At 58.8% G+C, this 21,054-nt stretch carries 23 protein-coding genes; 14 read left to right on the forward strand and 9 right to left on the reverse strand.

The features are described 5' to 3' along the window. Window positions 1-3: 3 nt before the first annotated feature. The 8 genes from buk to folB all read left to right on the forward strand — a co-directional run bounded on the left by buk (window position 4) and on the right by folB (window position 8,494). Window positions 4-1,116, forward strand: coding sequence for a butyrate kinase (buk, locus tag DW123_RS03715; protein ID WP_117735331.1), 1,113 nt, complete (start codon window positions 4-6; stop codon window positions 1,114-1,116). 74 nt (window positions 1,117-1,190) lie between these two features. Then, window positions 1,191-2,390: an MFS transporter gene (locus DW123_RS03720; RefSeq protein WP_117743879.1), complete on the forward strand. Its 1,200-nt coding sequence runs from the start codon at window positions 1,191-1,193 to the stop codon at window positions 2,388-2,390. A 100-nt stretch (window positions 2,391-2,490) separates the two neighbouring features. Further along, window positions 2,491-2,961: a hypothetical protein gene (locus tag DW123_RS03725; RefSeq protein WP_117763796.1), complete on the forward strand. Its 471-nt coding sequence runs from the start codon at window positions 2,491-2,493 to the stop codon at window positions 2,959-2,961. Between the two features lie 565 nt (window positions 2,962-3,526). Continuing rightward, window positions 3,527-5,749, forward strand: coding sequence for an anaerobic ribonucleoside-triphosphate reductase (gene nrdD, locus DW123_RS03730; protein ID WP_118273470.1), 2,223 nt, complete (start codon window positions 3,527-3,529; stop codon window positions 5,747-5,749). 426 nt (window positions 5,750-6,175) lie between these two features. Beyond that, a complete protein-coding gene (gene nrdG / locus DW123_RS03735) occupies window positions 6,176-6,757 on the forward strand; it encodes an anaerobic ribonucleoside-triphosphate reductase activating protein (protein WP_117735327.1) in 582 nt (193 codons plus the stop codon). Between the two features lie 66 nt (window positions 6,758-6,823). Next, the gene (gene folE / locus DW123_RS03740; protein WP_117735326.1) at window positions 6,824-7,381 is read left to right on the forward strand and encodes a GTP cyclohydrolase I FolE; all 558 of its coding nucleotides are present in this window, start codon (window positions 6,824-6,826) and stop codon (window positions 7,379-7,381) included. Window positions 7,382-7,383: 2 nt separating this feature from the next. After that, entirely contained in the window at window positions 7,384-7,965 is a 582-nt protein-coding gene (locus DW123_RS03745; RefSeq protein WP_199406644.1) for an HD domain-containing protein, read from the forward strand. 43 nt (window positions 7,966-8,008) lie between these two features. After that, on the forward strand, window positions 8,009-8,494 hold the full coding sequence (gene folB, locus DW123_RS03750; RefSeq protein ID WP_117735325.1) for a dihydroneopterin aldolase: 486 nt from the start codon (window positions 8,009-8,011) through the stop codon (window positions 8,492-8,494). A 6-nt stretch (window positions 8,495-8,500) separates the two neighbouring features. Here the strand turns inward: folB and DW123_RS03755 are convergent, their stop codons facing one another. Continuing rightward, window positions 8,501-9,277 (reverse strand): M48 family metallopeptidase, encoded by a 777-nt coding sequence (locus tag DW123_RS03755; protein WP_158570737.1) that lies wholly within the window; start codon window positions 9,275-9,277, stop codon window positions 8,501-8,503. A 74-nt stretch (window positions 9,278-9,351) separates the two neighbouring features. Continuing rightward, on the reverse strand, window positions 9,352-10,365 hold the full coding sequence (locus tag DW123_RS03760) for a dipeptidase (protein WP_117735323.1): 1,014 nt from the start codon (window positions 10,363-10,365) through the stop codon (window positions 9,352-9,354). Between the two features lie 120 nt (window positions 10,366-10,485). On the opposite strand from DW123_RS03760, the gene DW123_RS03765 reads away from it, so the two are divergent. The 3 genes from DW123_RS03765 (at window position 10,486) to DW123_RS03775 (ending at window position 12,377) form a co-directional block, all read left to right on the forward strand. Further along, entirely contained in the window at window positions 10,486-10,914 is a 429-nt protein-coding gene (locus DW123_RS03765) for a peptidylprolyl isomerase (protein ID WP_117735322.1), read from the forward strand. A gap of 3 nt (window positions 10,915-10,917) precedes the next feature. Continuing rightward, a complete protein-coding gene (locus DW123_RS03770; RefSeq protein ID WP_117735321.1) occupies window positions 10,918-11,496 on the forward strand; it encodes an urease accessory protein UreE in 579 nt (192 codons plus the stop codon). An 83-nt stretch (window positions 11,497-11,579) separates the two neighbouring features. Next, on the forward strand, window positions 11,580-12,377 hold the full coding sequence (locus DW123_RS03775; RefSeq protein WP_158550237.1) for an HAD-IIB family hydrolase: 798 nt from the start codon (window positions 11,580-11,582) through the stop codon (window positions 12,375-12,377). A gap of 75 nt (window positions 12,378-12,452) precedes the next feature. On the opposite strand, the gene DW123_RS03780 is transcribed toward DW123_RS03775, so the two are convergent. The 5 genes from DW123_RS03780 to DW123_RS03800 all read right to left on the reverse strand — a co-directional run bounded on the left by DW123_RS03780 (window position 12,453) and on the right by DW123_RS03800 (window position 15,968). Continuing rightward, window positions 12,453-12,833, reverse strand: a complete 381-nt coding sequence (locus DW123_RS03780; protein ID WP_117799023.1) for a Fur family transcriptional regulator — start codon at window positions 12,831-12,833, stop codon at window positions 12,453-12,455. 61 nt (window positions 12,834-12,894) lie between these two features. Beyond that, on the reverse strand, window positions 12,895-13,296 hold the full coding sequence (locus tag DW123_RS03785; RefSeq protein WP_117735319.1) for an acylphosphatase: 402 nt from the start codon (window positions 13,294-13,296) through the stop codon (window positions 12,895-12,897). A gap of 2 nt (window positions 13,297-13,298) precedes the next feature. Next, window positions 13,299-14,405, reverse strand: coding sequence for a Gfo/Idh/MocA family protein (locus tag DW123_RS03790; protein ID WP_117763795.1), 1,107 nt, complete (start codon window positions 14,403-14,405; stop codon window positions 13,299-13,301). A gap of 75 nt (window positions 14,406-14,480) precedes the next feature. Further along, entirely contained in the window at window positions 14,481-14,966 is a 486-nt protein-coding gene (rnhA, locus tag DW123_RS03795) for a ribonuclease HI (RefSeq protein WP_118273472.1), read from the reverse strand. Window positions 14,967-15,029: 63 nt separating this feature from the next. Beyond that, complete coding sequence (locus tag DW123_RS03800) at window positions 15,030-15,968, reverse strand: LysR family transcriptional regulator (protein ID WP_117743872.1); 939 nt, start codon at window positions 15,966-15,968, stop codon at window positions 15,030-15,032. A gap of 277 nt (window positions 15,969-16,245) precedes the next feature. Here DW123_RS03800 and DW123_RS03805 point away from each other — a divergent pair, with 277 nt between their 5' ends. The 3 genes from DW123_RS03805 (at window position 16,246) to DW123_RS03815 (ending at window position 19,039) form a co-directional block, all read left to right on the forward strand. Then, window positions 16,246-17,556 (forward strand): O-acetylhomoserine aminocarboxypropyltransferase/cysteine synthase family protein, encoded by a 1,311-nt coding sequence (locus DW123_RS03805; RefSeq protein ID WP_117743871.1) that lies wholly within the window; start codon window positions 16,246-16,248, stop codon window positions 17,554-17,556. Between the two features lie 312 nt (window positions 17,557-17,868). Then, the gene (locus DW123_RS03810; protein ID WP_118273473.1) at window positions 17,869-18,645 is read left to right on the forward strand and encodes a hypothetical protein; all 777 of its coding nucleotides are present in this window, start codon (window positions 17,869-17,871) and stop codon (window positions 18,643-18,645) included. A gap of 187 nt (window positions 18,646-18,832) precedes the next feature. Further along, window positions 18,833-19,039, forward strand: a complete 207-nt coding sequence (locus DW123_RS03815; RefSeq protein WP_117735313.1) for a hypothetical protein — start codon at window positions 18,833-18,835, stop codon at window positions 19,037-19,039. 108 nt (window positions 19,040-19,147) lie between these two features. On the opposite strand, the gene DW123_RS03820 is transcribed toward DW123_RS03815, so the two are convergent. Both DW123_RS03820 and DW123_RS03825 read right to left on the reverse strand, forming a co-directional pair. Beyond that, complete coding sequence (locus DW123_RS03820) at window positions 19,148-20,062, reverse strand: ketopantoate reductase family protein (RefSeq protein ID WP_233540159.1); 915 nt, start codon at window positions 20,060-20,062, stop codon at window positions 19,148-19,150. Between the two features lie 125 nt (window positions 20,063-20,187). Next, on the reverse strand, window positions 20,188-20,958 hold the full coding sequence (locus DW123_RS03825; RefSeq protein WP_117794480.1) for a cyclase family protein: 771 nt from the start codon (window positions 20,956-20,958) through the stop codon (window positions 20,188-20,190). Window positions 20,959-21,054 lie beyond the last annotated feature (96 nt).

The following is a 21,054-nucleotide window of genomic DNA, read 5'->3' on the forward strand; positions in this document are numbered from 1 at the left end:
GGTATGTCCGATAAAAAGACTCCCTGGCGCATCCTGGTAATCAACCCGGGTTCCACTTCCACGAAGGTGGGCGTTTTTGAGGGCGATGAGTGCAAGCTCAGTAAGAACGTTGCGCACGATGCGAAGGACCTTGCCCAATTCGACGGGGTTTCGGCTCAGATGCCGTATCGCTGCGATCTGATTCTCGGGGCACTGGAGGAGGCGGGCCTAAAGCTCGAGGTCTTTGATGCTTTTGTCGGTCGCGGCGGTGGCTTGCTTTCGCTGCCCGGTGGTACGTATGCCATCAATGAGGTCATGCTCGAGCATGCTCGCGTTGGCGCAAATGGCATTCAACACCCGGCGCAGCTGGGACCCCAGATTGCCTACGAATTTGCCGTGAAATGTGGCAAGCCCGCCTTTGTGGTGAATCCTCCCGATACTGACGAGCTGTGCGACCTCGCACGTATGACGGGCATTAAGGGCGTGTATCGAAACGTGCATCTGCACGCCCTTAATCTCAAAGAGACCGCCATCCGCCATGCGGCAAAGCTCGGTTGCCCCTATGATGAGTGCAACTTCATCGTTTGCCATATCGGCGGCGGCATCTCTATCTCGGCTCATCTTAAGGGCAAGATGGTGGACGGCAACGACATCGTCGGCGGCGAGGGCCCCATGGCACCGACGCGCTGCGGATCGGTTCCCGCGATCGAGGTCGCAAAGTACACCGCGGAACACGGCCTTGATGTCGCCCGTGCCCATTGCATGAAGACCGGCGGTTTTGTCGATCTTTTGGGTACCTCCGATGCCATCGAGGTGTGCGAGCGTGCCGCTGCGGGCGATAAGGCTGCAGCTCGCGCCTGGGATGCAATGGTTTACCAAATCTGCAAGTGGATTGGCGAGATGGCCTGTGTGCTGAAGGGCGACGTCGACGGCATCTTGCTCGGAGGTGGCATGGTCCACAGCAAGGAGCTCGTTGCCTCGATTGAGGAATGCTGCTCTTGGATCGCCCCCGTGTCGGCTTATCCCGGCGAGTTTGAGCTCGAGGCGATGGCGTCTGGCGCTTGCCGCGTGCTCGATGGTGTCGAGGAAGCGCTCGTGTACAGCGGAGAACCCGTGTTCACCGGATTCAACGACTAATAGTGCTGTGTTTGGGGCGGCCGCTGGTGATGCCTGGCCGCTCCGACCCTTTTCTTTAAGTGTAAGGATGGATCATGGATAAAAGCAAGATCAAGTACCTGGTGGGCATTTATGCTGCCGCCATGTGCATTATGGGCATGTTGGTGCCCGTCCCCATCGTGGCCTCTGTCGCGGCGGCGTTTCCCAACGAGAACATCGCTGCCGTTCAGATGATTATCGGCATCATCCCGTTGATGATGGCGCTGTCCGCCATGCTCGTGTCTTCCCAGCTCGCTTCGCGCGTGTCCAAGAAGAAGACGACGCTCGTCGGTCACGTTATCGTGATGCTGGCAGGCGTCTCGGTGCTGGTGTTCCACGACTCGCTCGGCCAAGTCTTAGCGGCTTCTGCTGTCATGGGCCTTGGTCTCGGTGCCGTGCAGAATTCAACGGACGCTCTTATCGCGGATTACTTTGGCGGAAAGCAGCGTTCGTTTGTCATGGGCATCTACTCCACCTTTGTTGCTCTTGGCGGCATTATCTGGACCATGGTGTCCGGTATTTTGGGTTCCGCCGAATGGTTTCATAGCTATGCGGCGTACTTCATCATGATCATTTTCATCGTGATTGAGGCTGTTTGTCTTCCCGAGGGTCATCTTGAGCCCAAGCGCAAGGTCAATGTGTTTGCCAATATGCCTAAAGAGGTCGCGATTATCACGCTCATGAGCTTTGTGTTCGTACTCACGTTCCAGCTCTTCAGCTCCAACGTTTCGCTGCTTGTTGTGGGTCGCGGCTTTGGCGGTACCGTGGAGGCCGGTCTTGCCTCTACCGTTATGACCGTTGCCGGTATTGCGGCTGGTCTTTTGGTCGGTCCGCTGTTTGCCAAGTTTAAGAACCTGGCTATGCCGATTGCGTGGGGCGTGACGCTCGTTGGCCTGGGCCTGACGCTGGTTGCGCCCGCCTTTATGGTGCTGTGCGTTGCGGGCTTTGTCGTTGCGCTAGGCAAGGAGACCTACGTGCCGCTGGAGGGCAATTTTGCCGCCGGCAACTCTGCCCCCGAGGGACGTGCGTTTAACCTTGCCATTGGCATGGCCGGCATCAACTTTGGCATGGCACTGTCTCCCATTGTGTTTGAGGCCGTGACGTCGCCGTTTGGTGCGACGATTGACCAGAAGTTCATCGCCGGCATGATCGTCTGTGCGGCTTGTGTCGTCTTTGGCGCCATCAAGTATCGCAAACTCACCCCGGCCCAGCTTGCCGAGGCCGAGAAGATGGCGGCCGGCGGCGAGGCGGAGTAGCCGTTCGAGTAGTTGCTTTGCCGCACATCATGTTTTATCGGGGCCGCCGACATATGCCGGCGGCCTTCTTTCTATCAATGACTTTGAAAGGCTTACGGCTATGAAGTTACCTGTCAACCGCGTTACCGGTATTCTCAACGGCTTCTTTAACCCGCTATTGCTCTGCGCGTTTCTCCCCATCATTGAAGGGGCGCCCGGCTTGGATCTGACGAGCCCCACGGGCTTTTGGGGACAACTCATCGTGGCCACGGTGATCGCCGAGGTTCTGAGCGCACTCCCGCTGTTTGGCAAAACGGTTGGTATGTGCCTGGACTTTTTTGGTTTTGAGCGGGGGAGTGCGTCACACAAGATCGCCGGTACGGTCATCGGTGCCACGCTCCTTTTTATGGTAATCGGTTTTGGCGAGATTGCCTTCCGGGGAGGATTCGGAACGATTGAAGGCCGTACGTTCTTCGCGCGTTGGGCAGGTCTTGTCACAAAGGGGTGGGCTTTTGTGGTTATCGCCGGCGTGCTGCTCGATCCCTTTACAGCGGCTCTCGGCCGCATGGCAGCTCGCGAAGAGAAGAAATAGTTCCTCGTCTATCGAATGCCGGCGGACGGGGTGCCGGGGCTGCAGTCTTCCGAGCGTTTGCAGTCCTGTCACTCCGTCCGCCGGCATTCGACCGCAACATGTTGGTCAAGCATAATCTTTTGGATTCTTTTGGCGTGAGCGGCTTGGTTTTGGTAGGATTTGTCGGCGGCTTGACTAAGGGGGTTTTATAACTGCCATGCAGGTAGCCGTGTTGGTAACGTTTTACCGACTTGCCAAGAGCCCCTCATAATTTATGTGTCTGCAAAATGACCAATTGCTTTGACCTGCTAAAACACTATATGTTGTGTTTGATCTAAAAAAAGAATACAGGATATAGATGCGTCTTTGTCGTATGATAGATGGCGGACAGAGAACGAAGACCTTAACTGCCTCTTTTGAACGTGTCCCTGAGCCGCTTGATCGGCTCCTGGGCATGTCCGCATGGAGGCATATGGTTTATCGAGAACACAGATTGCGCGACGGCGCCGCAAGACAGGGGCACGCCCTGCCGGGCATCGTTTGGCTCTGAAGCGCAATGAGACTACGACGCGAAAGAGGCAAGAGGATGAAGATCATCAAGCGCAGCGGCACCGAGGTCGTCTTTGACATCGAAAAGATCGTCAATGCCATCCGCGCCGCAAACTTGGAGGTCGAGGAGAGCTCTCGTCTAACCGACCGTCAGGTGGTTTATGCGGCACAAAACGTTGCCGAGGCATGTGAGAATGCCGGACACACCGTTTCGGTCGAGGAAATCCAGGATTTGGTCGAGGACGAGATCATGCGTCTCGACTGCTACGAGGTTGCCCGCCACTACATCATCTATCGCTATGTTCAGAGCCTGAAGCGCCAGAAGAACACGACCGATGACAAGATTCTGTCGCTCATCGAGTGCAACAACGAAGAGGTCAAGCAGGAGAACTCCAACAAGAACCCGACCGTCAATTCCGTCCAGCGTGACTACATGGCCGGCGAGATCTCCAAGGATCTGACTCAGCGTGTGCTGCTGCCCCAAGAGATCGTGGATGCCCACAATGAGGGCCTGATCCACTTCCACGATTCCGACTACTTTGCCCAGCACATGCATAACTGCGACCTGGTGAACCTGGAGGATATGCTCCAGAACGGTACTGTTATCTCGGGTACGCTGATTGAGAAGCCGCACAGCTTTTCGACGGCCTGCAACATCGCGACGCAGATCATCGCCCAGGTTGCATCCTCCCAGTATGGCGGCCAGTCCATCTCGCTGACCCATCTCGCCCCCTTTGTTGAGGTGAGCCGTCAAAAGATTCGCGGCGAGGTCGCCCGCGAGCTCGAGGAGCTCGGCGTTTCCGCATCCCCCGAAAAGGTCCGCGAGGTTGTTGAGGACCGTCTGCGTGACGAGATCCGTCGCGGCGTCCAGACGATTCAGTATCAGGTCGTGACCCTTATGACCACCAACGGTCAGGCGCCGTTCGTGACGGTCTTCATGTATCTCAACGAGGCTCGTTCAGCGCAGGAGAAGCACGACCTTGCCATGATTGTGGAGGAGACGCTCCGTCAGCGCTATGAGGGCGTTAAGAACGAGGCCGGCGTGTGGATCACTCCGGCGTTCCCCAAGCTTATCTACGTGCTCGAGGACGATAACGTTTACGAGGATTCCCCGTACTTCTACCTGACTCAGCTGGCTGCGAAGTGCACCGCCAAGCGCATGGTGCCCGACTACATCTCCGAGAAGAAGATGCGCGAGCTCAAGCTGTCGAAGGGCGAGACCGCGGGCAACGGCGACTGCTATACCTGCATGGGTTGCCGCAGCTTCCTGACGCCCGACCGCTCCGGTAACGGATTTAACAACGTGGCCAACGCGCTTAACTATGACCCGAACAAGCCCAAGTACTACGGTCGCTTTAACCAGGGCGTTGTGACCATCAACCTGCCCGATGTCGCGTTGAGCTCGCATCAGGACATGGATAAGTTCTGGAAGATCTTCGACGAACGTCTTGAGCTGTGCCATCGCGCCCTGCTGTGCCGTCATGAGCGTCTGATGGGTACGCTTTCGGATGCCGCACCGATTCTTTGGCAGTACGGCGCCCTGGCGCGTCTGAAGAAGGGCGAGACGATCGACAAACTGCTCGTGGGCGGATACTCCACCATCAGCCTGGGCTATGCCGGCCTGTATGAGTGCGTCAAGTACATGACGGGCCACAGCCACACCGAGAAGGAGGGCACGCCCTTTGCCATGGCCGTCATGCAGCGCATGAACGACAAGTGCGCCGAGTGGAAGGCGGAAAGCGATATTGACTTCTCGCTGTACGGGACCCCGCTTGAGTCGACGACCTACAAGTTCGCCAAGTGCCTACAGCGTCGTTTTGGCATCATCCCAGGCGTGACGGACAAGGGCTACATCACCAACAGTTACCACGTCCACGTGTCCGAGGAGATCGACGCATTCGACAAGCTCAAGTTCGAGGGCATGTTCCAGCAGCTTTCGCCGGGCGGTGCCATCTCCTATGTCGAGGTTCCCAACATGCAGGACAACCTCAAGGCTGTCATCCGCGTGATGCAGTACATCTACGACAACATCATGTACGCCGAGCTCAACACCAAGAGCGACTACTGCCAGGTGTGCGGCTACGATGGCGAGATCAAGATTGTCGAGGATGACGGCAAGCTGGTGTGGGAGTGCCCCAGCTGCGGCAACCGCGACCAGGAGAAGATGAACGTCGCCCGTCGTACGTGCGGCTACATCGGTACCCAGTTCTGGAATCAGGGTCGAACCGAGGAGATCCGCGACCGCGTGCTGCATCTCTAATAACCATCCCAGGCTGTCCCGTAGCGATGCCCCGGACCTTTACTCGCTATTTCGGACAGTCCTGGCTCACGACGGAGGCGCCACTGGCGCCTCCTGTTCGTGCGGAACTCATATCGAGCAAAGGTCCGGGGCCTCGCTACGGGACAGCCAAGTTGATGTAGCTGAGATGCAGCATGCGGTCTGCTCACCCCTCGAAGTTCTTAGCGGAAATGAGTTGACTTGCAACAACGCTTTGCTTGCGATGACGGTTGAGCTGCAACCCAGTTTTTATTGGACCTCGAACCCTATGCTCGATGTTCGCTTCGTTCATTGAGTTACCCTTTGCATGAGGCCGGGACATATCGTCCCGCCCGCAGTTTCGCAGGCCGCAGGCCGAGAATGTTTGAGGACGGGATGATATGTCCCGGCCTCCCGGGAGAGTTACCTATGAACTATGCGAACATTAAGTATTTCGACATTGCTGATGGGGAAGGCGTCCGCACTTCTCTGTTTGTGAGCGGGTGCCGTCGTGGGTGCAAGAATTGCTTTAACTCCGTCGCGTGGGACTTTGCCGCGGGCGAGCCGTTCGATCGTGCCGTCGAGGACAAGATTATCGAGAGCCTCGATCATCCCTTTATTGACGGCCTGACGATTCTGGGCGGCGAGCCTATGGAGCCCGAGAATCAGGCGGGGCTCGTTGAGTTTGTTGAGCGTGTTCGTGCCGCTTATCCTGCGGGGTCAGGAAAGACCATTTGGTGTTTTACCGGCGACGTGCTCGAGGAGCTTATGCCGGGCGGTCGCCACCATACCGAGGCAACGGATCGTATCCTTGCCTGCCTCGATATGTTGGTGGATGGCCCGTTTGTTCAGGATCTGTACGATATCTCATTGCGCTTTAGGGGTTCGAGCAACCAGCGCGTGATCGATATGAACGCTACGCGTGCCCGTGCTGAGCGCGAGGGCGTTGCGCTTTGTGATGCGGTTGAACTTTGGCGTGATGATCCGGTCTATTCGACCCATACTATGTAGCTTGTGGTCGATGCCGGAGGGCGTGGTACCATAGCGCGAACGTGAAATCGGAAAAGTGAGGCCCAGATGGTCGATCAGGAAAAAGTCGAGGCCGCCATTAAGCTGTTGCTTGAGGGCATAGGCGAGGACCCAACTCGTGAGGGCCTGCTGGAGACCCCGGCGCGCGTTGCCCGTATGTATGGCGAGATTGCCGGCGGTATGGACCAGAGTGCCGAGGAGCATCTGTCCAAAACTTTTGCCGTCGCTTCGAACGATTTGGTTATCGAGCGCGACATCACGTTTTACTCGCTGTGCGAGCACCATCTGCTGCCGTTTTGTGGCAAGGCTGCGATCGGCTATATCCCTAACGGTCGCGTGGCTGGGCTTTCTAAGCTTGCTCGCACGGTTGAGGTCTACGCCCGCCGTCTGCAGCTGCAGGAGCAGCTGTGCGCGCAGGTTGCCGATGCCCTCATGGATTATCTCGCTCCCCAGGGAGCGATTGTGCTCATGGAAGCTGAGCATATGTGCATGACCATGCGCGGCGTGCAAAAGCCTGGCACCAAGACCGTGACGCTCGCTCGCCGCGGCGTCTTTGAGACCGATCCCGCGCTCGAGGAGCGGTTCTTTAGGATGCTGGGCCGCTAGCCATGAGAGTCGTCAACGACTTTACATCGAAGACCGATGAGGGAACGTCGCGTCGCGGCTTTATGGCTTCGGGCCTGGCCCCTTTTGGATCCATGCCTCGCATCGATTACATTTGTGCCAACGGGCTGTTCCGGCGGCACCTGGGCAATATTGCACAGCTGGAATCGGGGCGCATCTTCTGCCGCCACGGTATTGACCATCTTCTCGATGTCGCTCGCATTATGTGGATCAAGAATCTCGAGGAACAGCTCGAATTTGACCGCGAGGTCATCTACGCCACGGCACTTCTTCACGATATCGGCAAAGATGAACAGTATGAATCGGGTATATCCCATGATGTTGCAAGCGAGCGCGTCGCTGATGCAATACTCGCCGGCATGCCCGGTGACGTGGCGTTTGAGCCGGCCGATACCGCAGCCATTAAGACGGCCATTTTGGGCCATCGAAAGTTGCGCGTGAACAGCCAACCGCTTGAGCGTCTGCTCTATGCAGCCGACAAAGCGTCGCGTGCCTGCTTTGCATGCCCCGCGCGCAATGCTTGCAATTGGAGCGATGATAAAAAGAACCTGTCGATTCGCGTGTAGTTAGTTTGCGCGGTCGGGGTTCTAAACGAAGGAGACGATCGCGATGAGTAACAAGAAACTGCCCGAGAATGCAACCAAGGTTGAGGGTGCCGAGCTCGCCCGCCGTGGAAGGGGCGAAATATCCACCGCAACGGCGGTGCCTCACGTGAGCTATGACGATTTGCGCCATGCCGATCGTATTGTCATTGACGGCCTTGAGGTTTTTGCCAACCATGGCGTGTATCCCGAGGAGAACGCGCTGGGTCAGAAGTTCATCGTTTCTCTGGTGCTCTATGCCGACCTGCGCGCGGCGGGGGAGCACGATAACCTGGATGCCTCGATTGACTATGGCTCGGTGTGCCACGATGTCGATGGCTATCTGCGCGAGCATACGTTTAAACTCATCGAAGCGGCAGCCGAGGGGACAGCCCAGATGCTGCTACGTCGTTACCCCCTGCTGCTTGGTGTGCGCATCAAGCTCGATAAGCCGTGGGCTCCTGTTGGCCTGCCTCTGGCAAGCTGCGGCGTCGAGATCGAGCGCGTGCGCTAACCGGTTCTAATACGTCTCTATGGGTGGCTGCTTGAGCCGCTGCGACAGGGCTCTATTGTTGGGGCAGTACGTGTCGAGCAGGGTGTGGAACCGCTGGTTGTGGCTCGGCTCGAGTAGATGGACGAGCTCGTGGGCAACAACCATGTCGAGGCATTCGACAGGGTAGGCGGCGAGCTCGCGCGCGATGCGAATGGCGCCGGATTTGGGCGTGCAGGAGCCCCAGCGCGTCTTCATACTGCGCACGGAGGCGCGGGAGACGGCGACGCCCATTGCGATTTCGTATGCGTGCACAATATCGCGCAACGCTGCGGTGACCTCGGACGTATAGAGCTGGTCGATGTGGGTTTGGAGCTCGTCGGACGTTAGGCCGTCGAGGATTGCGCACCGCTTGGCCTGTGGGCCTTCGTTCGATTCGTCGGTACCCATAAAACTTGCGAAGGTGGCCTGCTTGGGCCGCGGTGCGGGTGATGCAAAGTTATGATCGAGCGCGTCCTGTACCGTGATGGGCTTGCCCCAAAGCGCAATGATGGACGAGGGACTGCGCGGCTCTCGCGCCGTCGCCTGACGTTGCTCGCGCTGGACAGGTCGGCTGATAATCCAGGCGCTGTTGCGCTTCACAAACGCTTCGATACGCTCGCGGCTGGCGCCGATCGGTGCGCTGGCGTGGACCTCGCCGCTCGATGTGACGCGTAGGTTGAAGTTCTTGACGCGCTTTTTGGTAACGACGACGGGGATGGGCGTCCCATCCGGTCGGGATACGGAAATCGTAAACTGCTGCGTCAAAAGCGGTCCTTCAGATTGGGGACGGGCTGGCATGTCGACCGTTCGGCATGCCGGCCCGCTCAGGGGATGTGAAATTAATAACGCTCAAAGAAGGCAAGTGCGTTGTCGCTGCAGAGCTTCTGCATCACGGTCTTGCCAAAGTGCTTGGAGAGCATGTTCTGGAATTCTGGCATCTTGCTGGCATCGGAGAGGAAGGCGGGTACCTTGGCGCCGTCCCAGTCGCCGCCGAGCGCGATGACGTCCTCGCCACCCAGGTCAAGCCAGTGTTCGATATGCGCCGCCAGCTGGTCGAAGGTGACGTCCGCGGCGGTCTCGTCGGTTGCGCTGTTGGATAGGAACTCGCTGCAGTAGTTGAGGCCGACGATGCCGCCCATGTCGCGAATGGTGCGGAACTGGTCGTCGGTGAGGTTGCGCTTGACGCCGCAGACGGTGCGGGAGTTGGAGTGGCTGGCGACGAAGGGGCGCGTGGCGCGGGCGACAACCTCGTTAAAGCACTCATCGTTGAGGTGGGAGACGTCGAGCACCATGCCGGCGTGCTCCATCTGCGTAAGCGCCTCGATGCCGGCGGCGGTGAGGCCGGCGTGGGTGTCGTGGCCGCTCGCGAGCGGTCCCTGCGCGTTCCAGCTAAGCGAGGACATGAGTACGCCCAGGCTCTTGAGCACCTCGATCAGCGCGGGGTCCTCGGCAAAGAACGTGGCGTTTTCGATGGTATGGATGCAGGCGACCTTGCCGTCTTTGAGCGCGGGGCGAATGTCTGCGGCGCTGCGCACGTTGACCATACGGTCGTGATTGAGCATGGCCTGGCCGCTCATGTGCGCCATGATCTGCGCCTGGAAACGCGCTGCGTGGGCGGCGGGAATCTCGTCGGGGACAAACGTGGCGAAGCACTGTGCCCACGGCGTGTTGCCGATCTTTGCGAGCGAGATGGCGCAGGCGTTGCCCTCGATGAGGTCGAAATCTTGCGGATGCGTTTCGTCGCCGGGGAAATAACCGTCGGTGCCGGCGGTAAAGCGCAGGTCGAGATCGAGCGTGGCCCAGCCGATGCGGTCGGCGGTGTCGCAGTGTAGGTCGAATACGGGATATGCCATGGTTCCTCCGGTTGCAGCGTTTCTTTGCAAACTGTCTTTGAATTGTATGACTAGGGTATAGTTAGCGCCATATGTTCACGGCGGCCCGCGTTGTGCGCCGCCCTTATCACGGAGGTTACCATGTCCAACCAGGGCAAGAAGGTCAAGACCCATTATCGCGGCACGCTCGACGACGGCACGCAGTTCGATAGCTCCTACGATCGCGGCGAGCCGCTGGAGTTCACCTGCGGCGCCGGTCAGATGATCAAGGGCTTCGACGCCGCTGTTGTCGACATGCAGGTGGGCGAGAAGAAGACCGTGCACATTCCTGCTGCCGATGCCTACGGCGAGCACAACCCCGAGATGGTTCTGACCTTCCCGGCCGAACAGGTTCCCGACATCGAGCAGATCGAGAAGGGCATGAAGCTCTTCCTGTCCACGCCGAGCGGTATGCCCGTCCCCGCCGTGGTCATCGACGTAACGCCCGAGGCCGTGACGCTCGACGCCAACCACGAGCTCGCCGGCAAGGACCTCAACTTTGATATCGAGCTCGTCGAGGTCGAGGACTAGTTGATGCCCGCGGACCTGGTAGCTACGGAGCGCTTGGGAAATCTCAACGACCCGTCCTATGAACTTTTGCTTCGTCGGGAGCTGGGCGGTGTCTTTGAGACTGACGAGCTGCTGCTCGATTGGGACCAGGCTGACACACGCGCGTTTGCGGGCATGACGGAGCTGGGGCGCACGGTGAATGTCCAGCTGGATGCCGCCGACGTTGAGCGCCTTGCCGACGGCGACGTGCTCGCTGTCGACCGCACGGGTGCGTTGCCCGTGGCGGTTGTCGTGCGTCTGCGTAGCGCCGAGGTCTATTTGGTCGAAGTTGACCGCATGGACCCGATTGCGCTCGCGCATGCGTGCTGGGAGATCGGCAATATGCACGCGCCGCTTTTCCGAGGCGACTCGGACGAGCATACCGTGCGCATGTATACGCCGGTGCAGCCTGTTTTGGGCCGCATGCTCCGGGGTATTGAAGGCGTTCGGCTCTCGGTGGTTACCCGTGAACTCGATGCGGGCCGGCGCTTTGCGTCGAGTGCGGCGGATGCCGTTGTGAGTATGGCTCCAGACTTTACGATCGTAAAAAAGGCGCGCGATTAACGTGTGTATGAGTAAGACGGACTTTGAGAGGCAACTATTCAAAGTTCGTCTTTCTGTTGATGAGATGCTGTGGGGGAAAGCATATGGGTCTTGAAGGAATCAAGCTGATTGCATGCGATTTGGACGGCACGTTGCTGCATCCGGGGGAGCGCGAGCCGCGTTCCGAGGCCTTTGAGCTCATCGACGAACTGCATCGTCGCGGTATCGTGTTTATGCCGGCGAGCGGCCGTCAATATGCGAGCTTGCGCTATCTGTTTGCCCCGGTGGCCGATGAGCTCGCCTATGTATGCGAAAACGGAGCCCTGGTGATGAGCGAGGGGCGTGCCGTTGTCAAGCGTTCCATGGAGCGTAGCCTTGCTATGGATATCGCGAATGCCGTGGTTGCGTATCCCCATGCCGACGTGACCCTTTCGTGTGAGGGACACCTCTACACCATGAGCGGCAACGATGCGTTCGTCGACCATTTGCGCTATGAGGTCCACTGCGATGTGGCGGTGGTCGACCGCCCCGAGGACATCGACGAAGACGTCATTAAGATTGCCTTCCAGACGCCCGAGGCGGAGCAGCCGGCGGCGCTGGAGTATTTCGTGCGTCGCTTTAGCGACCGGGTCGATGTGATGACGTCGGGAACCGAATGGACGGACTTTATCGGCTTTGATTCGGGCAAGGGGTCCGCGCTTGCCGATTATGGCCGTGCGCTGGGGATCTCATCCAACGAGATGATGGCATTTGGCGACAATGAAAACGACCGCGACATGCTCAACGTGGTGGGTCATCCCTGCCTGATGGAGAACTGCAACCCCACTATGCGCGGTATCAATGACCGCGTCCGCTATGTGCGTACGGTCGAAGAAGAGCTGCATCGCTTGCTTGCTGAGTAGATATTTGGGACATGCCTAGAAATCTACTTTTGCCGTAATCGGTGGAAAGGTAGATTTTAAGGCATGTCCCAAAAACTACCTACAGTTAGGGCAGAGGCCCTCGAAGATCGTGTAGTGCGAGGTGACGTTCCAACCGATTTGTTCGGATGCCTTGGTATCGAGCTGGGCATCGAAGGGGAGCGGCACATCGATGACGCGGCCGCACGAGGTGCAGATGATATGCGCATGCGGCTCGATGGTGCGATCGAAACGGCTGCCGCCCGGCGTCTTGATGGAGAGAATCTCCCCGGCATCGGCCAAGAGGTTGAGGTTGCGGTACACCGTGCCGCGGCTGATCTTGTCGTCCTGTTCGCGCACGGCGTTGTAGATCTCATCGGCGGTGGGATGGTTATAGCTTTGGCGCACGGCATCAAGAACCAGCTTCCGCTGCTTGGTGTTTCTTCTTTGCACGGCCATGCGCCTCACCTCTTTTCCGTCACGGTAGGTAAGTAAATGATACCGTATTTAGCACACAATACTAATAGTGAGGGTCGAAACCATCTTCACCGGTAAGCGTGGCGCGGGCTTGTGCGTCCTCGAGGCGAAAACGAATGCCCATTCGCTCGTAGGAGGCGTGGAGTGCTTCGAGGTGAGACAGGATATTCGCAGGCGCGCCTTGTACCTCCATTTCGACCGAACCGTCTTCCATATTGCGTACCCAGCCGGTGAGTGTGTGTGCCTGTGCGAGATTGGTGTTGGTAAAGCGAAAGCCGACGCCCTGGACTTGGCCCTCCCACCGAAGAAAATAGCGCTGAGGGGCGTTTTGAGTGGCCGTGTCGCTTACCAACACCGTAAGCCTGCGCCGCAGTTCGAGCTCAACGCCGGACGGTTTTTGAGGCTCTCGATTGACGCCGGAGAAGAACTTGTCAAGAAAGCCCATCGCTAGGCCTGCTTCTCAGAGTCTGCGGGGAAGGCGATGCCGGCCTGCTGGCGCACGGCATCCATGATACGCAGCGAGACAAGCGTGACATCGCGATAGTGGCCAAGTTCATGGCGCCCGGCCGGCGTTTCCCAAATCTCTTCGTTGACGTTGTCGATGCCGCTGATGGCGGTGATAAAGTCGGCGAGCTCGTACTCCATGGTGTTATTCGATTTGGGCAGGTCGAGCACAATGCCGCTGTCATCCTGCTCGCGTGGGGCCTCGGTCGCCGATCCGCGCACGACGTCACCGCGATAGTCGATGCGTACGTTGCGGGGCGTGGACAGATGGTCGATCTGGATGGTGCCTCGCTCGCCTTCGATTTGCGAGGGCAGCAGGTCATTCGTGATCTTGGAATGCGCGAGTTCAACCGAGATGCGACCGCCGCCGTAACTGGCAAGGATGGAGCCGCAGCCGTCAATGGGCCCGTGCGTGAGCTTTTGCGTGGCAGGGTCGAGCAGCGTGGTCATGCTGGCGATGCCGGAGGGCATGCCGAAGATCTCGACCATGGGCTCGACGGTATAGACGCCGATGTCCATAAGGGAACCCGATGCCATGTGGCAGTCGAAGATATTGGTGGCGCGTCCTGCGAGAATCTCGTTGTAGCGCGAGGAGTACTTACCAAAGCGCAGCGAGGCGCGGCGAATGGGCGCGATTTCGCCCAGGGCGTCCTCGATGGCATGGAAGGCGGGGTCGTGGAGCGGGCGCATAGCCTCGAGGGCAACGACGCCGGCGGCCTCGGCGGCACGGAAGACCTCGAGCGCCTGTGCCTCGGTGGCGCAGAAGGGCTTTTCGACGATGACGTGCTTGCCACCGGCGATGCAGGCGAGCGCCTGTTTGTGGTGAAGTGCGTTGGGACTGCCAATATAGACGGCGTCGACGTCGTCGGCGGACGCAAGCTCGTCAAGTGCGGTGAAGTTACGCTCGCCGCCGTGCTTAGTGGTGAAGGCGGCGCCGCGATCTGCATCGCGCGAAAGCGTGCCCACAAACGCGGCTTGGTCGTTGGCGTTGACGACCTGGATAAAGTCGTCGGTAATCATGGATGTGCCGATGGTCGCTATACGCAGCATGTATCCCCCTCGTGCCGTTCGGTTTACAGGATGAGTGTAGCGCGAGGGGGCAGGAAATAGCGTGCGAAAACGCCGTTACAGGCCGCTCTCGATAAAGCCGGCGTCGATATCGAGGTTGCTGCCGTCGGCCGCCGTGGTGGCAAGCTCGTCGCAGCGCTCATTGAGCTCATGGCCGGCGTGGCCCTTAACCCAGATGAACTCCACTTTGTGCTTGCTCTTTGCGGTGAGCAGGCGCTCCCACAGATCGCGGTTCTTGACAGGCTGCTTGTTGGCGGTCTTCCAGCCGCGTTTTTTCCAGCCGTCGATCCAGTGCTTGTTAAAGGCGTTGACGACGTACTGCGAATCGGAATGGACTTCGACGTCGCAGGGGCGGTTGAGCGCCTCGAGTGCCACGATGACTGCCATGAGCTCCATGCGGTTGTTGGTGGTCTTGGCGTAGCCGCGTGAAAGCTCGGAGGTGAAGGTCTTGCCGGCGGGGTTGGTGTATTTGAGCACGGCGCCGTAGCCGCCGCGTCCCGGATTTGATCGGGCCGAGCCGTCGGTATGGATGATGACCTTCACATGGTTCCTTTCGTTAGGCGCTTCTCGCGTGGGTGTCCATTGTAGCGCCGCGTTCGGCGAGGGCTAGCAATCTATGATATCTATCCCGTCTCCAGATGGCTGGCTTTCGTGGATGATGCGGCCGAGCTCGTTGAGGTATTGCTGCAAGAGGGGAGAGGGCTTGCGCTCGTCGTGCATGATATAGCCCACATGCATCGTCGGGGCGTCTGCCAACGGGATCGATGCCATGCCCCATTGCATTTCATTGGAGAGGACGCCGGTCGACAAGGTGTAGCCGTTCGACGTGATGAGCAGGTTGGTGAGCGTTCCGCGGTCCGAGATGCGAATGTTTCGATCGCAGGGGATATAGCTAAACGGTTCCTCGGCGTAATAGAAGGAATTTGAGGTTCCCTGCTCAAAGCTGTAGCGCGTGTAGGGCGTGAGGTCGGCAAGCGATAGCTGGGCACGACGTGCGAGTGGGTGGCGTTCGCTCACGAAGACGTGGACTGTTGCATCGAAGAGGGGATGGAAGCTCGCGCGGGCGTCGGTAAAGGTCTTCTGCAGGACGCGGGCATTAAAGTCATCCAGATACAGAATGCCGATATCGCTGCGAAATGCGCGGACGTCGTCGATGATTTGCGACGTGGTGGTTTCGCGCATGATGAACTCGAACTTGCTGTCGCGGCAGCGCTCGACGACGTTGATAAAGGCCTCGACCGAAAAAGCGTAGTGCTGGGCCGAGATGGCAAGGCGCGCCTGGGGTGTGCCGCCGTCCTCGTAGCGGGCCTCGAGCATATCGGCCTGCTCTACGACCTGGCGCGCATAGCCCAAAAGCTCGGTGCCGTCGTTGGTGAGCGTGACGCCGCGGCTGGAGCGCGTGAAGATCTCCAGATGGAGCTCCTGCTCTAGGCTTTTGACGGCGTTGGAGATATTGGACTGCGCGGTATAGAGGCGCTGGGCTGCGGCGTTAATTGAGCCAGACTCCGCCACGGCGATAAGAAAACGAAGCTGCTGGAGGGTCATCGGCGCCCGTCCTTTCGATAGCTATCTAAAAAACCGATAACAGGTTAGCGCTTTTAAGTGATTGACCGAGCGATGCAACGCTCGTACTATTCAAAACACACAAATGCGGTAGGTAATTAAGACGACCACGGAACCGGGACGTCAAAAAGGGGGACCGCATATGCACTGCTTACCAAGACGAATGCCGGGCTCCTGTTTGCGCCCGTTGGCGTGATCAGGAGGCAGCGACTAACTTCTCTCACTCTTAGTTACTTTTTATTCGATCAAGGAGATCGTCATGAGCCAGTTCATCAACAACCCCGAGCACACCTTTGGTTTCGACACCCTGCAGCTTCATGTTGGCCAGGAGAGCGCCGACCCCGCATCCGACGCCCGCGCTGTGCCTATCTACCAGACCACGAGCTATGTGTTCCGTAACTCCCAGCACGCCGCTGACCGCTTTGGTCTTGCCGACGCCGGTAACATCTACGGCCGTCTGACCAACTCCACTCAGGGCGTCTTTGAGGATCGCATCGCCGCGCTCGAGGGTGGCGTGGCTGGTCTCGCTGTCGCTTCGGGTGCTGCCGCCATCACCTATGCCCTGCAGGCCCTCGCCCAGGCCGGTGACCACGTGGTCGCCCAGAAGACCATCTACGGCGGTTCCTATAACCTGCTGGAGCACACGCTCTCCCAGTTTGGTGTCGAGACCACCTTTGTCGACGCCCACAACCTGGACGAGGTCGAGGGTGCCATTAAGGACAACACCACGGTTATCTACCTCGAGACGCTCGGCAACCCCAACTCCGATATCCCCAACATCGACGCCATCTCCGAGATCGCCAAGAAGCATGGCCTTCCGGTCGTCGTCGATAACACCTTCGGCACCCCGTATCTGTTCCGTCCGCTGGAGCACGGCGCCAACATCGTCGTTCACTCTGCGACCAAGTTTATCGGCGGCCACGGCACCTCGCTGGGCGGCGTGATCGTCGACGGTGGCAACTTTGACTGGAAGGCGAGCGGCAAGTATACACAGATTGCCGAGCCCAACCCCTCCTACCATGGCGTTTCGTTTGCCGAGGCTGCCGGCCCTGCCGCCTTCGCGACCTATGTCCGCGCCATCTTGCTGCGTGACGAGGGCGCCTGCATTAGCCCGTTTAACGCCTGGGTCCTGCTCCAGGGCACCGAGACCCTGTCGCTGCGCGTTGACCGTCATGTCGAGAACACCAAGAAGGTCGTTGAGTTCCTGGCTGGTGACAGCCACGTCGCCAAGGTAAACCACCCGAGCCTGCCTGAGCACCCCGATCACGAGCTCTATCAGAAGTACTTCCCCAACGGCGGCGCTTCGATCTTCACCTTTGAGATTAAGGGCGGCCAGGAGGCCGCCTGGAAGTTCATCGATCATCTGCAGGTGTTCTCGCTGCTCGCCAACGTGGCCGACGTTAAGTCGCTCGTCGTGCACCCGGCTACCACCACGCACTCCCAGCTCTCTGCCGAGGAGCTCGCCGAACAGAACATCACGCCCTCCACGATCCGTCTTTCCATCGGTACCGAGAACGCCGAGGATATCATTTGGGATCTGAAGCAGGCTTTCGCCGCGCTGGACGAGTAAGGCGACTTGTGCAAGGACCCCTTGCGACTCGATAGGTATAACTGCATAAAATGCCTGCTCAAGGCGCCTGCGCAAGCAATGGTTGCGCAGGCGCCTTTTTTGCATAGGGAAGGCGATATTACAGGGTTTTTGGCATGCTTTATGCATTCGAGTTGTGGAAAACTCCTGTTGAGAGGATGTGAGTTTTACGCAATTGACGTGCGCCTTTTGAGTAAAACCGCAGGTCGCGATTTGCTCGGGGTACTATGCAGCGCGATCGAATCACACACAGCTCAAACGCAGCAAAAACGCACTACGGAGGTTTCCAGCTACATGAGGATCGATTCACGAAAACCGAAAGCCGCCGCCCTTTCCGCCGCTCTGACCGTGGCACTTTTGGTGGGCGCCGGCGCAACCGATGCCCACGCCGCAACACTGTCCGATACGGTTGGATCTACGCCGTCCGAGACGACACTGGTACAGCCCGTTGACTATCGCGGCGATGGTTATGGCTCTATGCAGGAGTGGAACGCCTCGATGGAGGCCAAGCGCGATTCCTTGGAGATGCGCGCTCAGATCATTATGAATATGTATGGCGACTATGCTACCGATGACGAGCGCGCTGTGCTGCAGGGTTGCATCGACGGTGCGGGTAGCCTTTTGACGATGGGGGAGGTCGACGCCAGGTCGACCGAGCTCGATGAGCTGCGCACTGCGCTTGAGAATGCCAAGTGCGAAGCGCTCGAGGCTGCCGCGGCCGAAGCCGAGGCTGCCGAGGTCGCCCAGGCTTCGTACTACAACGCCGGTTACAATCCGTCCTACGCGTCTGCCGCGTCTTACGCGAACGGATCGGGCCTGACGCGCTCTGCGGGTGTAAATTACTACAACGGGCGTCGTGAGACCTATTACAGCAGCAACGTGCTTTATCACTATCGCACGGGCGAATGGACTCAGGATTCTGAGGGCTTTTGGCGCGATTCCGACGGCTATTACGTTGTTGCCGCGGGCGATATGGCCCAGGGCTCGACCTTTACGGGCTCCAAGGGTGATTGCAAGGTCTATGACTCCGGCTGCGCTGCCGGAACCACCGACTACTACACCGGTTGGTAATTATTCTGCATCACGGATATTTGGCGGATGGGCGTCTTTACCGAGCTTTAGGGCAACGTAAGGACGCCCGTTTTTTTGTGCGTGCTTGAGTTAACAGAGCGCTTACCGTGGCAGTACACCGCGCATATGGGAGCGGGGCACACTAAGTCATGAGAAGCAAGGTCTTTCCCGTGGAGGAAGTGGTCTCATGAACGCTCGAGATATCGCTATTGCCGCCGTTGCACTTGCGCTGGGTTGTCTTGGTCCTACAGCCGCGCTTGTCGCGGGCATGCAGGGCTTGTGCGGAGCTGCTCCTATCGTTGTGGGGGCCCTGATTGCTGTCGCTGCGCTGGGAAGCGCCGGCGTCGTCCTTTGCCGTGAGGATGAGGACGAGATGCGGGGCTCGCAACTCTAACAGCCGTGAAGCTGGTTTTAGCTATAGATGAAGCAGGAAACCGCCGCAAGTGGAATGTCCCTTGCGGCGGTTTTGCCGTTGAGTCTGTTGGCTGCGGTATGTCGAGCGCTACCAGCTGGCCTCGATTTCGCGGATGCGCGAATAGAGCCATTCGTTTTGCGGCACTTGGATATCATGCTTGGCCGCGAGGTGACAGATGGTACCCGCAAACTCCTCGACCTCGGTCTTGCGTCGTGCGATGCGGTCCTGTGCCATCGAGGGCATGCCGACGGGATCGAGCCCTTCGATGAGGTGCACCATCTGCGTCAGATCCGCTTCGGTGAGCTCGATGCCCTCGGCGTTGGCGACCGCAAGCGTCTCGCGCATGGCGGAGACAAAACTGCGGAGCTGCTCGGATCCCTTCTCCGTGGCGCTTCCGTAGGTGCCGCCGTAGGCCATGCAGGTTTGGTTGATGCCGTCGTTCAGCATGAGCTTGGCCCACATACGATGTGATATGTCGTGCTCGACGGTGTGGGCGATACTGCAACGCGTGTAGAGCTCGTCGATGGCGGTGACGGTTGCGAGCTCGGTGCCTGCTGCCGCGCCAAAGCAGATTTCGCCGGCATTGGCATAGGTGAGCTCTCCGTTGAGGAATACGGCGTCCATGCCCTGGCAGATGCCCAGGACGGTGTGCTTCCAGCCAAAGCGTTCGGCAATCTTTTGTTCGCTCGTGATGCCGTTGCACAGTGACGCAATCAGCGTGTCGGGACCCACGACGCTTTCCATGGTTTTGAGTGCCATATCGAGCCCGGTTGTCTTGACAGTGAGAATGACCAGGTCGACGGGCGTCGCCTCGCTCGCGCGGACGGACTTGAGCGCGCAGGGCTTGCCGTTGATATTGAGCGCATCGCCCGCGTGGCGCTCAAAGCGTGCGTCGTCCATGACATATTCAACAGCGTCGTTGCCGAGCGCTTGGGCGATCATGCTGCCGTAGAGTAGGCCGACACCGCCCTTGCCGATGAAGGCGACCTTGTTGATCTGCATATGAATCATCTCCCCATAAAAAGGCGCCCACGTACGGGGCGCCTGATGGATTGTATGCTGTCGGGGTATGTTGTGTGCGCCGGATAGCGGTATTTAGAAGAACGAACGCATGGGAACACGGGAACTTATGACGCGGGGCAGACCGCAAAGACGCGTGCGGGGTATCCGACGCCATCACGCACTTTGGGGAAGGTGCAGAAGATGACAGCACCCGTGGCGGGAAGCTCATCCAGATGATCCATGACTTCGATTTGGTAACGGTCGACCGAAAGGATGTATTGCTCGCCCGGGTAAGGGTAGGCGTCCTCGCGCGTGGTCACGGTCGCGGGGTCGGTGTCTGCCGGTTCGTGGCCGATGGCGCCGATGTTGCGCTCTCCCACGAGCCATTTGATGGCGTCGAGGTCCCAGCCGGGGTAGTGAGGCTGGCCAGCTTCGTCCTTGTTTTCGAGGTCGGCGAGCTTGGACCAGTCGGAGCGGAAGGCGACAAAAGCGTCCTCGGGAATGCGGCCGTGCTCGGCCTCCCAAGCCTTGAGGTCATCGACGGTCAGGATAAAGTCGGGGTTTGCGGCGCACTCCTCGTGCTTGTCGATTACGCAGAGCGGATGCATAAACTCGATAGGTTTAATCTCGCCAAGGGAACGGCCATCGACATGGAAATGCCGCGGTGCGTCGACGTGGGTGCCGTACTGCGAGGCGACCGAATACTGGAAGCATCGCATGGGCGCGAGCATGTCTTCGGGCGTATCGGGCAGGTAGTCGAAGAGCTTGGTGGACTCAAACGGCTTAAAGCCAAACCAGTGTGGGGTGTCGCACGAGAGCGTGTGGGTGAGGTCGACCCAGCGATAATCGGTGCTTTTGAGCTGGGATGCGAGGTTCCAAAGGTCGAGCGCGGGCATGGGTGGCTCCTTTCATCGGGCTTTTTGCTGATGTTAAAGCGGTGCCGTGACGGCTCGATTTCTGCTGCGTTACGATACGTTCTCGATTGCGATTCC

The organism is Collinsella sp. AM10-26 (assembly GCF_003472525.1).
Classification (GTDB): Bacteria; Actinomycetota; Coriobacteriia; order Coriobacteriales; family Coriobacteriaceae; genus Collinsella.

Excerpts from the sequence above, each read along its gene's own strand:
- buk (WP_117735331.1), top strand. The coding sequence starts at position 4 with ATGTCCGATAAAAAGACTCCCTGGCGCATCCTGGTAATCAACCCGGGT.
- DW123_RS03720 (WP_117743879.1), top strand. The coding sequence starts at position 1,191 with ATGGATAAAAGCAAGATCAAGTACCTGGTGGGCATTTATGCTGCCGCC.
- DW123_RS03725 (WP_117763796.1), top strand. The coding sequence starts at position 2,491 with ATGAAGTTACCTGTCAACCGCGTTACCGGTATTCTCAACGGCTTCTTT.
- nrdD (WP_118273470.1), top strand. The coding sequence starts at position 3,527 with ATGAAGATCATCAAGCGCAGCGGCACCGAGGTCGTCTTTGACATCGAA.
- nrdG (WP_117735327.1), top strand. The coding sequence starts at position 6,176 with ATGAACTATGCGAACATTAAGTATTTCGACATTGCTGATGGGGAAGGC.
- folE (WP_117735326.1), top strand. The coding sequence starts at position 6,824 with ATGGTCGATCAGGAAAAAGTCGAGGCCGCCATTAAGCTGTTGCTTGAG.
- DW123_RS03745 (WP_199406644.1), top strand. The coding sequence starts at position 7,384 with ATGAGAGTCGTCAACGACTTTACATCGAAGACCGATGAGGGAACGTCG.
- folB (WP_117735325.1), top strand. The coding sequence starts at position 8,009 with ATGAGTAACAAGAAACTGCCCGAGAATGCAACCAAGGTTGAGGGTGCC.
- DW123_RS03760 (WP_117735323.1), bottom strand. The coding sequence starts at position 10,365 with ATGGCATATCCCGTATTCGACCTACACTGCGACACCGCCGACCGCATC.
- DW123_RS03765 (WP_117735322.1), top strand. The coding sequence starts at position 10,486 with ATGTCCAACCAGGGCAAGAAGGTCAAGACCCATTATCGCGGCACGCTC.
- DW123_RS03770 (WP_117735321.1), top strand. The coding sequence starts at position 10,918 with ATGCCCGCGGACCTGGTAGCTACGGAGCGCTTGGGAAATCTCAACGAC.
- DW123_RS03775 (WP_158550237.1), top strand. The coding sequence starts at position 11,580 with ATGGGTCTTGAAGGAATCAAGCTGATTGCATGCGATTTGGACGGCACG.
- DW123_RS03780 (WP_117799023.1), bottom strand. The coding sequence starts at position 12,833 with ATGGCCGTGCAAAGAAGAAACACCAAGCAGCGGAAGCTGGTTCTTGAT.
- DW123_RS03785 (WP_117735319.1), bottom strand. The coding sequence starts at position 13,296 with ATGGGCTTTCTTGACAAGTTCTTCTCCGGCGTCAATCGAGAGCCTCAA.
- DW123_RS03790 (WP_117763795.1), bottom strand. The coding sequence starts at position 14,405 with ATGCTGCGTATAGCGACCATCGGCACATCCATGATTACCGACGACTTT.
- DW123_RS03800 (WP_117743872.1), bottom strand. The coding sequence starts at position 15,968 with ATGACCCTCCAGCAGCTTCGTTTTCTTATCGCCGTGGCGGAGTCTGGC.
- DW123_RS03805 (WP_117743871.1), top strand. The coding sequence starts at position 16,246 with ATGAGCCAGTTCATCAACAACCCCGAGCACACCTTTGGTTTCGACACC.
- DW123_RS03810 (WP_118273473.1), top strand. The coding sequence starts at position 17,869 with ATGAGGATCGATTCACGAAAACCGAAAGCCGCCGCCCTTTCCGCCGCT.
- DW123_RS03815 (WP_117735313.1), top strand. The coding sequence starts at position 18,833 with ATGAACGCTCGAGATATCGCTATTGCCGCCGTTGCACTTGCGCTGGGT.
- DW123_RS03820 (WP_233540159.1), bottom strand. The coding sequence starts at position 20,062 with ATGCAGATCAACAAGGTCGCCTTCATCGGCAAGGGCGGTGTCGGCCTA.
- DW123_RS03825 (WP_117794480.1), bottom strand. The coding sequence starts at position 20,958 with ATGCCCGCGCTCGACCTTTGGAACCTCGCATCCCAGCTCAAAAGCACC.